The 12006-nt window shown below is 69.2% G+C and carries 11 protein-coding genes; 7 read left to right on the top strand and 4 right to left on the bottom strand.

The window, feature by feature from the left end; genetic code table 11:
* Window positions 1–369: 369 nt before the first annotated feature.
* From ACT53Q_RS04655 to ACT53Q_RS04630, 6 genes are all read left to right on the top strand, one after another.
* Complete coding sequence (locus ACT53Q_RS04655) at window positions 370–4965, top strand: non-ribosomal peptide synthetase family protein (RefSeq protein ID WP_476185493.1); 4596 nt, start codon at window positions 370–372, stop codon at window positions 4963–4965.
* 58 nt (window positions 4966–5023) lie between these two features.
* Window positions 5024–6013, top strand: a complete 990-nt coding sequence (locus ACT53Q_RS04650; RefSeq protein ID WP_476185492.1) for a potassium channel beta subunit family protein — start codon at window positions 5024–5026, stop codon at window positions 6011–6013.
* On the top strand, window positions 6013–6447 hold the full coding sequence (locus tag ACT53Q_RS04645; protein ID WP_476185491.1) for a hypothetical protein: 435 nt from the start codon (window positions 6013–6015) through the stop codon (window positions 6445–6447). Before ACT53Q_RS04650 ends, ACT53Q_RS04645 begins: the two co-directional genes overlap by 1 nt.
* Window positions 6444–6614 carry a hypothetical protein gene (locus ACT53Q_RS04640; protein WP_476185490.1) on the top strand — a complete coding sequence of 57 codons (171 nt, stop codon included), beginning with the start codon at window positions 6444–6446 and terminating at the stop codon, window positions 6612–6614. Before ACT53Q_RS04645 ends, ACT53Q_RS04640 begins: the two co-directional genes overlap by 4 nt.
* A 33-nt stretch (window positions 6615–6647) precedes the next feature.
* Window positions 6648–6911, top strand: coding sequence for a hypothetical protein (locus tag ACT53Q_RS04635; RefSeq protein ID WP_476185489.1), 264 nt, complete (start codon window positions 6648–6650; stop codon window positions 6909–6911).
* A gap of 129 nt (window positions 6912–7040) precedes the next feature.
* Complete coding sequence (locus tag ACT53Q_RS04630) at window positions 7041–8006, top strand: bifunctional helix-turn-helix transcriptional regulator/GNAT family N-acetyltransferase (RefSeq protein ID WP_476185488.1); 966 nt, start codon at window positions 7041–7043, stop codon at window positions 8004–8006.
* A 77-nt stretch (window positions 8007–8083) separates the two neighbouring features.
* On the opposite strand, the gene ACT53Q_RS04625 is transcribed toward ACT53Q_RS04630, so the two are convergent.
* The 4 genes from ACT53Q_RS04625 to ACT53Q_RS04610 form a co-directional block, all read right to left on the bottom strand.
* Window positions 8084–8839 carry a hypothetical protein gene (locus ACT53Q_RS04625; RefSeq protein ID WP_476185487.1) on the bottom strand — a complete coding sequence of 252 codons (756 nt, stop codon included), beginning with the start codon at window positions 8837–8839 and terminating at the stop codon, window positions 8084–8086.
* A gap of 518 nt (window positions 8840–9357) precedes the next feature.
* Window positions 9358–9744 carry a DUF6691 family protein gene (locus ACT53Q_RS04620; RefSeq protein WP_476185486.1) on the bottom strand — a complete coding sequence of 129 codons (387 nt, stop codon included), beginning with the start codon at window positions 9742–9744 and terminating at the stop codon, window positions 9358–9360.
* A gap of 62 nt (window positions 9745–9806) precedes the next feature.
* Window positions 9807–10235: a YeeE/YedE family protein gene (locus ACT53Q_RS04615; RefSeq protein WP_476185485.1), complete on the bottom strand. Its 429-nt coding sequence runs from the start codon at window positions 10233–10235 to the stop codon at window positions 9807–9809.
* Window positions 10236–10239: 4 nt separating this feature from the next.
* Complete coding sequence (locus ACT53Q_RS04610; RefSeq protein ID WP_476185484.1) at window positions 10240–11478, bottom strand: OmpP1/FadL family transporter; 1239 nt, start codon at window positions 11476–11478, stop codon at window positions 10240–10242.
* Between the two features lie 214 nt (window positions 11479–11692).
* Here ACT53Q_RS04610 and ACT53Q_RS04605 point away from each other — a divergent pair, with 214 nt between their 5' ends.
* Entirely contained in the window at window positions 11693–12004 is a 312-nt protein-coding gene (locus ACT53Q_RS04605; RefSeq protein WP_476185483.1) for a hypothetical protein, read from the top strand.
* Window positions 12005–12006: the final 2 nt, after the last annotated feature.

Raw genomic sequence — 12006 nt, 5'->3', positions numbered from 1 at the left:
TGTGTCGCAGGCACGCGTCGTCGTCGAGCGAAGCAAGGGGGAAAACGGTTGCGCATCGCACATGCCGTGCATGCAGAACATGCACGACACCGTCTCGACGCACGCGACGGATGCGCAGCGAACGCACCGGACATCGAAGATACGGATTCGCGCACCGCGCGCGGCCAACGGGCTGCGCCGGGGTTCGCTTGGCGCGTCGAGGGGATGCGATGTTTATACTTGAACGCACCGGGAGCCTCGTCGGCATGCACGACACCGGCTCCCGTTTCCCGCACGCAGTCGAACGTCGCTCCCGCATGCGGGGGACCTTGCCGGTCGCGCCGGTCTGCGGGTGGTTTGCCGGTCGATCGAAGAAGGACCCAGAAGGACATGTCCACTCCTACCCGTGAACAGCTGCTCCGCGCCGCGCTCGCCAAGCGCCTGCAGGAGCAGGCCAGACAGCGTTCGGCGACGTTGGACGACAGCCCGATCCCCGTCGCCGATCGCGGCCAGGCGCTGCCGCTGTCCTTCGCCCAGCAGCGGCTGTGGTTCCTGTCGCGGATGGAAGGCTTCAGCGAGGCCTACCACATGGCGCTGGCGTTGCGCCTGCACGGCGCACTGGAGGTCCGCGCCCTCCGCCGCGCGCTGGACCGCATCGTGTTCCGCCATGAGGCGCTGCGCACGACGTTCCATCGCGACGGCGACGAGCCGGTCCAGCGCATCGCGCCGCCCGACAGCGGCTTTTCGCTGGAGGAACACGACCTCCGCCGCCAGTCCCGCGCGGACGAGGCGCTGGCGCACCGCATCGGCGAGGAAGCCCACCAGCCCTTCGACATGGAACGCGGCCCGCTGTTCCGCGGCCAGCTCGTGCGCATGGCCGACGACGAGCACGTGCTGCTGCTGACGATGCACCACGTCATCTCGGACGCGTGGTCGCTCGGGCTGCTGTCGACCGAACTGGCCGCGCTGTATCGCAGTTATCTCGAAGGCGGCGACGATCCGCTGCCGCCGCTGCCCGTCCAGTACGCCGACTACGCGCTGTGGCAGCGGCAGTGGCTGCAGGGCGAGGTGCTCGAGAAGCAGACCGGTTACTGGCGCCGCACGCTGGCCGGCGCGCCGACGCTGCTCGAACTGCCGACCGACCGGCCGCGCCCGGCGCAGCAGGCGTTCGCCGGCGACCGCGTGCCGATCGCACTGGATGCAGCGCTCACGGACGCGCTGAAGGCGCTGAGCAGGCGCCACGGCATGACCTTGTTCATGACCGTGCTGGCGGCGTGGGCGACCGTGCTGTCGCGATTGTCGGCGCAGGCGGAGGTGGTGGTCGGCACGCCGGTCGCGAACCGCCGGCGCCCGGAGGTCGCGAACCTCGTCGGCTTCTTCGTCAACACCCTGGCGCTGCGCGTGGACGTCTCCGGCAGCGTGTCCGAGCTGCTCGATCGCGTGAAGAGCGCGACGCTGGATGCGCAGGACCACCAGGAACTGCCGTTCGAACAGGTGGTGGAGATCGTCAAGCCGCCACGCAGCCTGGGCCACTCGCCGATCTTCCAGGCGATGCTGGCGTGGCAGGACATGAACGAAGGCGCGCTCGAGTTCGGCGGCGTGACCATGTCGCCGCTGGACACGCTCTACGACACGGCCAAGTTCGACCTGACGCTCAATCTCGGCGAGAACGGCGACCGGATCGTCGGCGGCCTGGATTACGCCACCGCGCTGTTCGACCGGGCCACGATGGAACGGCACGCCGGCTATCTGCAGCGCGTGCTCGCGGCGATGGCGGCCGACGAGCAACAGCCGGTGGACCGCATCGAACTGCCCGACGACGAGGAACGTCGCGCGCTGCTGGCGCTGGGCGACGGCGGACCAGGCATCGCCTGCGCAGGCACCGGCCTGTACGACCTCGTCGCCACGCAGGCGGCCCGCAGCCCCGACGCGGTCGCGGTGATCGGGCCCGATGCGGAACTCACCTACCGCGGATTGACGCAACGCGCGAACGGCCTCGCCGAACAACTGCGCGGGCTCGGGGCGGGTCCGGAATCCCGCATCGCGATCCTCGTCGACCGCTCGGCCGAGTCGATCATCGGCGTGCTCGCGATCCTCGCGGCGGGCGCGGCCTACGTGCCGCTGGACCCGGCCTATCCCGACGACCGGCTGGGCTACATGCTCGACGATGCCGCGGTGCTGGCGCTGATCGCGCCGTCGGCGCTGGCCGACCGGGCCGCCGCCTGCGCGTCGCTGCGGCCCGAGCTGGCCGGCCGGATCCTCGACATCGGACAGGCGCCGACCCGGGACGCGCCGCCGGCCGTCGCGGTGCAGCCCGACCATGCCGCGTACGTCATCTACACCTCCGGTTCGACGGGCGTGCCCAAGGGCGTGGTCCTCGAACATCGCGGCGTGATGAACCTGGTGCAGGGCTTCATCGCGCGCCACGACTTCGCGGGCCAGCGCGTGCTGATGATCCCGCCGCTGATCTTCGATGCGTCGGTGGGCGACGTGTTCCCGGTCCTCGCCACCGGCGCCGCGCTGGTGCTGCATCCGGATCCGTCCGCACTCGGGCCGGAGACCCTGTCGCGCTTCTGCCGCCAGCACCGGATCACGGCGATCGATGCGCCGGCGGCGCTGTGGCGGCAATGGACCGACGGCTTCATCGCCCTGCAGGCCGAGAGCGGCGAACCGGTGCTTCCCGACCTGACGCTGATGATGTTCGGCGGCGAGGGCGTGTCGCTGGACCAGGTCCGGCGCTTCGCGAAGCTGACCGGCGATCGCGTCGCCCTGAGCAATCACTACGGCCCGACCGAGGCCTCGGTGTGCGCCACGATGCTGACGACCCGCGACGGCTCGGAGCTTGCCTGCGCAACGCGCGACGGCGCCGAACTGCCGATCGGCCAGGCGCTGCCGGGCGTGCGCGTCTACGTGCTCGACCGCCACCTGCAGCTCGCGCCCACGGGCATCGAAGGGGAGTTGTGCATCGGCGGCGTGCAGGTCGCGCGCGAATACCTCAATCGGCCGGACCTGACCGCCGATCGTTTCGTCCGCGATCCTTTCGCACCCGATGACGCGTCCGACGCGGATGCGCGCCTGTATCGCACCGGCGACCTGGCGCGCTGGAACGCCGATGGCACGCTGCAGTTCATCGGCCGGCGCGACCACCAGGTGAAGATCCGCGGATTCCGCATCGAGTTGAGCGAAATAGAAGTGTGCCTGGCGCAATACCCGGGCGTCCGCGACGTGGCAGTGCTGGCGCGCGAGGACGTGCCGGGCGACAAGCGCCTGGTGGCGTACCTGGTCGCGGGCGAGGCGATCGAGGCCGAAGCGCTGCGGGCGCACCTCGGCGGGCGGCTGCCGGAGTACATGGTGCCCGCGGCGTACGTGCGGCTGGACGCGCTGCCGCTCACGACGAACGGCAAGCTGGACCGCAAGGCCCTGCCCGCGCCGGACGCGAGTGCGTACGTCGCCCGGCACTACGAAGCGCCGGTCGGCGAAGCCGAGACGTTGCTGGCGACGATCTGGGCCGGCGTGCTCAAGCTCGATCGCGTCGGCAGGCACGACAACTTCTTCGACCTGGGCGGTCATTCGCTGAGCGCCATCGGTCTGGTCGCCACGCTGCAGAAGCACTTCGACGCGCAGATCAGCGACATCTTCCGCTGGCCCACCGTCTTCGAGCAGGCGCAGCATTTCAAGCCCTCCCGCGACGCGCTGAAGCAGCGCATCGACCGCGTCAAGCAATCGCTGGCGGCCGCCGCGGCGCGCGAGCGCCGGGCCGGCGAAGATCCGGCGCTGCAGGCCGCCATCGATGCCTACCGGACGCGCACGGACCAGGAGATGGCGCGGCTGGGCGTGCAGCGCACGCTGCCTTACGGATGCGTGCTGCTGACCGGCGCCACCGGATACCTCGGCGCCTACCTGCTGCACGCGCTGGTCACGACCCGCGAATGCCGCATCGTGGCGCCGGTGCGCGGCGCCGACCAGCACGACGCCGAACGCCGCCTGCGCGAGGTGCTGGATCACTACTTCGGCCCGGCGTTCCATGCCCTGTGCGCAGGGCGCGTGGAGGTGGTGGTCGCGGACCTCGCGCAACCGGGCCTGGGCATGGCGCCGGAGATTTACCGCCAGCTCGCCGCGGAAGTGGACACGATCCTCCACAGCGCGGCCAACGTCAGCCATTACGGTCCCTACGAGGACTTCCACCGCGCGAACGTCGTCTCCACCGAACAGCTGCTCGCGCTGGCGGTCGAAGGCGCGCCCAAGCGCTTCCACTTCGTTTCCACCGTCTCGATCTCGGACGGCGTGCCCGACGCGCCATGGGCGGTCTTCACCGAGGACGACATCGACATCGGCCAGCAGCCCGGCAACGTCTACATCCGTTCCAAGCTGGAGGCAGAACGCACCGTGGCCGCGTTCCGTGCGAGCGGCGGGGTCGCCAGCATCCTGCGCGTCGGCAACATCACCTACCACTCCGAGACCGGGGTGCTGCAGAAGAACATCGTCGAGAACGCGTTCTACCAGCGCACCAAGGCGTGCATCGCGCTGGGCATGGTCCCGGAGTACCTGGATGCCGCGGAGCTGACGTTCGTCGACCAACTGGCGCGGGCGATCGTCCTGCTGTGCGAGCAGGACGCGCTGGGGAACGAGACCTTCCACCTGCACAATCCGCACCATGTGCGGCTGTCCGCCTTCCTCGCCGAATCGACCGAAGGCCTGCGCATCCGCGGCGTGCCGTCCGACGCCTTCCTCGACAGCCTGCTGGCGCTGCGCGACACGCACGAGCACGCGGATGCCGTGATGAACCTGCTGCTGCACACCGGCCTGCTGGACGAAGAGGCCGCGAACGACAGGCCACCGCTGTTCGTGCTCTCCGAGCGGACCGAACAGTTGTTGTCAGGGCTCGGCTTCGACTGGCCGCAACCGGATCCCGCGGCGATCCGCCGGCTGGTGCGGCTGGCGACCGACGGCGCCGATCCGGGCGCGCATTCCCCCTCGCGATCCTGACCCGCACGCGACGTCCCCTCCACCGCCCAACGGGCCACCACCTCTCTGGAATCCCACGATGGAATATCGACGCCTCGGCAAATCCGGCCTCAAGCTCAGCGAGCTCTCGTTCGGCTCCTGGGTGACCTTCGGCAACCAGGTCCAAGGGAGCGACGCGATCGAGCTCATGGCCATGGCCTACGACGCGGGCATCAACTTCTTCGACAACGCCGAGATCTACGAATCCGGCCGCTCCGAAGTGGTGATGGGCGAAGCCCTGCGCAAACTCGGCTGGAGCCGCGACACCTACCTGGTGTCCTCGAAGGTGTTCCGCGGCGGCGAGAAGCCGACGCAGAACGGGCTGTCGCGCAAGCACGTGTTCGACGCCTGCCATGCCGCGCTCAGGCGCCTGCAGGTGGACTACCTCGACCTGTACTACTGCCATCGCCCCGACGTCGACACCCCGATCGAGGAAACCGTGCGCGCGATGCACGACCTCGTCGCGCAGGGCAAGGTGATGTACTGGGGCACGTCGGAATGGAGCGCGCAGCAGTTGACCGAAGCGTGGGCCGTGGCGAAGGACCTGAAGATCACCCCGCCGCAGATGGAACAGCCGCAGTACAACCTCTTCGAGCGGCAGAAGGTCGAGGCCGACTACGCGCCGCTGTACGACCTCATGGGTCTGGGCACGACCGTCTGGTCGCCGTTGAAGGGCGGCGTGCTGACCGGCAAGTACAACGCCGGCATCCCGGCGGACAGCCGCATGACCCTGCCCGGGTACGAATGGCTCAAGGCCCAGTGGGACAGCGAGGAAGGCAAGCGGCAGATCGACAAGGTGCGGGCGCTGTCGGCGCTCGCCGACGAGGTCGGGATGCCGGTCCACCACCTGGCGATCCTCTGGTGCCTGTCGAACCCGCGCGTGTCGAGCGTCATCCTCGGCGCCTCCCGGCCCGCGCAGCTGGCCGACAACCTCAAGGCGCTCGAGTCGAAGGACAAACTGACACCCGAGGTGATCGCCCGGATCGAGGCGATCATGGACAACACCCCGGCGCCCCCGCCGCGGTACTGATGTCGGCGCCCGCGGGCGGCCTGCCGTTCCGCGTGACACCATCCGCGGAACGCCAGCCTTCCTGCCCCGCCATGATTGCGATCCTGCTGACTGCCGCCCTCGCAACGCCCGTTGCCGCCGCCGACACCGCCGGCACCGGTCTGTCGTGCGATCTCGGTCCTGCCGCGGAACGGATCGGCGGCAACGACTGGCTCGTCTACGGCTGCGGGGACGGCGCTTCGGTGGTGGTGGTCGCCGGGCCGCCGAATCCGGCCTCGCCGTTCTACTTCTTCGTCACGCCGAAGAACGGCGGCATCGACGTGTACGGCGAAGGCACCGGACCCCGCACCGAAACCGATCCCGCCTACGCACAGCTCCGGGCGATGACTGCGGACGATGTGGGGCGTCTTCATCGGAAAGCCGTTGCCGCGGGCGCGCCACAGGCTGCGCCATGACCGCGACAGGCAACGGGTCGTTCGTCCGCATCGTCCTGCTCGCGGTCTTCCTGTGCCCGCATCCGGGCCGCGCCACCAGCATCAGCTTCCTCGGAATGGAATACATGCCGGGCCGTCCGTTGCCGGCGGATACGCTGGACGCCGCCATCGCGATGGACGCGACCTGACTGAAGCACGCCCTTGATCAGGATCTGGAGCTGATGCGGCGCTTGCGGTCGGTGAAATTCCAGGTGGTCGGCCATACCGATGGGCGCGAATGCGAGGCCGAAGCCTGCGAGGCGCTGGCGCGTCGGCGCGCGGCGTTGTTCCAGGTGGCCCTCGTGCAAGGCGGCGCGCACACGACCCGATTCTGTGCGCCGAAAGCCGTGATCACGCCCTGGCCTTCGCGCTACGCCCCCACAGAAAGCGATCGCACCGTCGCGAGAACCGCCTATCTCGACCCGATCTTCGGCGAATGCCCCTGAGGGGCGCGGTCGGCCTGCACCCGGTTCCCGCTCACGCCCGGCGGACGGGCCACGGCAACCCCGGTCCGACCACTGGACAACGCATTATGTAATTCGTTACATAATTGCCGTCCCACCAGGAATCGCCCGATGGAATACATCTCCCGGCTCGGGCTCGTGGCCCTCGGCAGCCGCTTCCGCGCGGTCAGCGACCGCCTCTACGCCACGGCGGACGAGGTCTACCGGCTCAGCGGCCTGCAACTGCAGGGCCGCTGGCTGCCGCTGCTGCGGGTGCTGCACGACCGCGGACCGCTGACCGTCGGCGAGATCGCCGACGCCGTGGGCCAGACGCACTCGGCGGTGAGCCAGCTGGCCGACCGGCTGGTCGCGCAGGATTGGCTGGCGGTGGTCGTCGATCCGGCCGACAAGCGCCGCCGCCGGCTGCGCCTGACCGAAGCGGCCGCGGCGCAGATCCGCGCGGCGAAGCCGTACTGGCGCGCGATCGAGGACCTGTTCGCGCAGCACTGCCGCGAACACGGCATCGACCTGCTGCCGACGCTGTCGACCTTCGAGCGCGTGCTGGCGCCGGACCTCGCCGACGCGATCGTCGCCCGCGCCGCGGCGCACGGGCGCGCGGCGCTGCGCATCGTGCCGTTCGCGCCCGCGCTGCGCGAGCACTTCTACCGGCTCAACGAAGCCTGGCTGCGCAAGTATTTCTACGTCGAGGAGATCGACCACCACGTGCTGTCGCATCCCGAGAGCGAGATCCTGCAGCCGGGCGGCGAGATCTTCTTCGCCGCGCTGGGCGAGGACATCGTCGGCACCTGCGCGCTGATGCCGGCCGGCGACGGCGTGTACGAACTCACCAAGATGGCAGTCGACGAATCGCGGCAGGGGCTGGGCATCGGCCGCGCGCTGATGGAGGCCGCCATCGCCGCGTTCCGCCGTCGCGGTGGGTGCAGGCTGTTCCTGGAAACCAACCGCAAGCTCGTGCCGGCGATCCGGCTGTACGAAACGATGGGCTTCGAGCACCAGCCCGCACGCAAGGCGGATTCGCATTACGTGCGTGCCGACGTCTACATGATCTGGCGCGATCCGTCCGAACCGGCGCATTGATCGCGCGGCGCTCGCCTCCATGGCGATCGCTCCGGCCCGGATGCCGCAGGGCCGGAGCGACGCACGGGCACCGCGACTCAGTAGTAGCGATACGTCCCGGTCTGTTCGTCGAGCGTCATCGTGTGGTACGGCGCCTTCGTCGGGATGCCATTGGGGTAGAACCACGCGATCTGGTTGCGGCCGAGCCCGGCGATGTCCTGGAAATACACCGATCCCCAGCCGGCGTAGGTATACAGCTGGTTCGTCGCCGTCTTCGTGCGGTTGTGGTAGACGTTGCTCGGCGAATAGCCGCCCAGGTTGTTCTCGATCGCGAAGATCTCCTCGCCGGCGAAGCTGTCGAGCTGAGCGAAGAACACGCTGACGTTGCCCTGCTGCAGCCGGTAGGTGTTGTAGTAATCGTTGCCGGCAGCGCTGTCGTGCACGATCTCGTACTGCACGTACTGCCCGCCGTTGCTTTCGATCAGCACCAGCTCCGCGCCGCCGACGGCATCGACACCGTGGTATGACGCCACCGTCCACGGGTTGGTGCCGGAACTGCTGGAGATGAACTTGCTGCGGCTGGTCTTCGTCTTGTCGTGGTAGAACGTCACGCTGCCGCGGTACAGCACCGCGACCTCGTCGCCGGCGACGCCATCGGTGTCGATCGGCGTCATCGTGATCCAGCCGGCGGAAACACCGACCACGGAGTCGGCGACGCCGACGCGGTTGTGCTTGATCGTGAACGACGAACTGGAATAGATGAGCGTGTCCTGGATGCCGTCGGCGTTGAAGTCGTAGGCGAAGGCGGGCGCGGACATCAGTGCCGCGAACAGGAACAGGAAATATTTCTTCATGGCGGTTCCTTGTGTCATGAGTGAGGCGGTCGTGGGAAGAGCTTGTCGCTGCGCAGCGCGAGGCGAGTATCCCGAGCGCCGCGCGACGTGCAAGGGCATGAAACGCATGTCACCGCAGGCCGACGGAAACGCCGCGACGCCGTCCACCGACGTCCGTCGACGATCGCGTCGTCCTTCGCATGCAGTCGCATGACGCCTTGCACCGACGCCCGCATCAGTGCCGACAAGGAGTTACAACACCGCCGGCGACGCAGCGCGCAGCGACCGCAGCACGACGGCGCCCGCGCCGCGGAGACGCGGGCCGATCGGCCCCGGCCGACCGGGAACGGCAAAACATGAAGTTACATGTAACCGTTTTCTTTCGATGATTTTCGCGTTTTGTGACGCCCGTCGTTCCGGAACGGCGCGTCGATGCGGTCCGCACGCCGCATCGGTGCGACGCAACATGGCGGACTGCGCGAAATGCGGCTGCGCATGGCGGGGGCGCGCGCTTCGCGAGCGCCGGCACGCACGGGATCTCAGCCGTCGCCGCTGCCCGCAGCCGCCGCATCGCCTGCGCGCCGCCGCAACACGAGACACGCCACGATGCCCGCGAGCATGCCGCCGAGGAACAGCGGCAGTTCCGGATTCCCGGGTACCGCGAGCAACGCGACGGCCGGGCCCGGGCAATAGCCGGCGATGCCCCAGCCGATGCCGAACAGGATCGAGCCGATCACCAGCGGCGCGTCGATGCGCCGCGCATCGCCGACGTGGAAGCGCGCGTCGAACACCGGGCGCGGGCGCTTCAGCACGAACCGGAACGCGATCGCCGCGGTGACGACCGCGCCGCCGAGCACGCACAGCAGCGCGGGGTCCCAGTCGCCGGCGACATCGAGGAAGGCCAGCACCTTCTGCGGTGAGGTCATACCGGCAAGCGCGAGGCCGACACCGAAGACAAGGCCGGAGAACAAGGCGGCGAACCCGCGCATCACGCGATGCCCCACACGTGGCGCACGACCCAGGTGGTGCCGATCGCGACCGACAGGAACAGCCCGACCGCGACGAACGAACGTCGCGAGAAGCGCGCCATGCCGCAGACGCCGTGGCCGCTGGTGCAGCCGCGCGCCAGCGACGTGCCGACGCCCACCAGCACGCCGGCCGCGACCAGCAGCAGCGGCGGAAAGCCCGCGCGCGCCGCCGGCGCCGAGCCGCTCGCGAGTTCGTACAGCCCCGCGCCCGCGATCAGCCCCAGCAGGAACAGCAGCCGCTGTGTGAAGAGCGCCTTCGGCCCGGCGAACAGGCCGCCGAGGATGCCGCTGACGCCGGCGATGCGGCCGTTGAAGTACAGCAGGCCCGCCGCCGCGACGCCGATGAGCACGCCGCCAGCGAGTGACGGCAACAGGTCGACCAGCGTCATGGCATCAGAACTTCCGTCCGTAGGCGAAGCCGAGAATGTATTCCTCCAGATGGAGATTTGCCTCGCCGCCACCGAACCCGGGCGGGATCGAGCCGCGCCCTTCGACCGTTTCCTTCAGCGCCTGCGTGTACGCGACGCTGAGCTCGCCGCCGTCGGCCAGCGTCCAGGTCGCACCCGCGGACACATGGTCCTGCACCACGCCGGGCGCGAGGATGTTGAACAGCGTCTGGTCGGACGGGATCGGCTGCCCGGAATGGTTGTAGCCCGCGCGCAGCCGCAGGCGGTCGCTCCAGGCGTAGTCGGCGCCGATCTTGAAGGCGGTGATGTCACGCCAGCCGAAGCCCGGGCCGTTCGACGCGCCGAGGCCGTTGGGCAGGTTCGCCAGCGGCAGCCCGATCGAGCGGACGCTGCCGTAGCGGATCCGCTCGGCATCAGCCGCGATCGTCAGCGCCGGCGTGGCCTTGTACGCCAGGCCGACGCCGTAGTTCTCGGGAATGTCGAAACCGCCGTGGCCGGCGAACAGGCCTTCGTAGCGCTCGAACCGGCCGGTGCGGATGCGCGACGACCACGTCGCGCCCAGCGAGAGCTTTGGCGTCACCTGCCCGGTCCAGCCCAGGCGCAGCCCCCAGCCGGTGGCGCTGTCCTTGCCGCGGTTGGTGACGTGGCCCGGACTCGTGGTGAAGGCCGGATCGAAGTTCTGCAGGCCGTTTGCCTCGAAGCGCTGGTAGGCGAAGTTCACCGCCGCGCCGATCGCGTGCCGGTCGTTCACCTGCCACGCGATCGATGGCGAGACGAACAGCTGTTCGAGGTCGACGCCGGCCTTGCCGCTGCCGAACAGCGGGATGCCGCCGTCGTACACGGTGTTCATGCCGCCGTTGCCGTACACGGCGATGCCGACGCCCAGCCGGTCGGACAGCGCGTGGGTGTAGCCGAATTCGGGGAGGAAGAAGTTCGTCTTGCCGTTGCCGTCGTAGTGACCGGCGACGGGGCTGGGCGCGGTGATCTCGGCGCCACGCTTCGGCGCGAACCAGGTCAGGCCCGCGTCCACGCGATCGTCCACGAGCACCGTCCCGGCGGGGTTGGTGGCAGCGGCCAGCGCGTCCTGCGGGAAGGCGATGCCGGCGCCGCCAAGGCCCTGCGCCTTGACTCCGTAGGCGTGCTGGAAATAGCCGTCGGTGGCCAGCGCCACCCCCGGCGAGACGGCGAGCGCCAGCAGCGCAACACGCGGGAAACGAAGGCGCATGATCAATTCCTATCTGATTGGTGTGATTCCATGGACTCTAGGAACGACACCCCGTCGCCGTGAACTGAGCAATCGTCATGTGCTTATTCGTTTCGACGCGGAACGTCGCAGGCCCGGCAGGGCGGTGCCGTGACGGCGGGGACAGGCCTGGCCGTATCGTCGCGCCGCGGAAGCAGCGACCTTGCTAGCGGTTTCCCGCGACACAAGACACGCCATGCAGCCGCTACCGAACACCCCGCCACGCATTCAGGCAAAGGCCGTCGCCCCATCACGCGGATCGATCCCGAGACGTGCGGGCCAGGGTCTCGGCCTCCTGCTCGCCAGCGGCGGCGGCGCACTCACGATCCTCATCCTGCTTGCGCTGGGCGACGCATTGCGACCGCCTGACGACGTGGAACACGCCTTTCGCTGCGGCATGCCCATCGCGGCCACCCTCTTCGGCCTGATGATCACGATCCCGGCCACGATCATGGGCGGCGCGCTCATGGCCTGGTGCCGGCCGACGCGAACGCAACGCGGCCGGTGATC

This window comes from Lysobacter sp. DMC97 (assembly GCF_056313745.1).
Note: the sequence above shows the minus strand (reverse complement) of the source record. Positions and strands in the feature narration are given on the sequence as shown.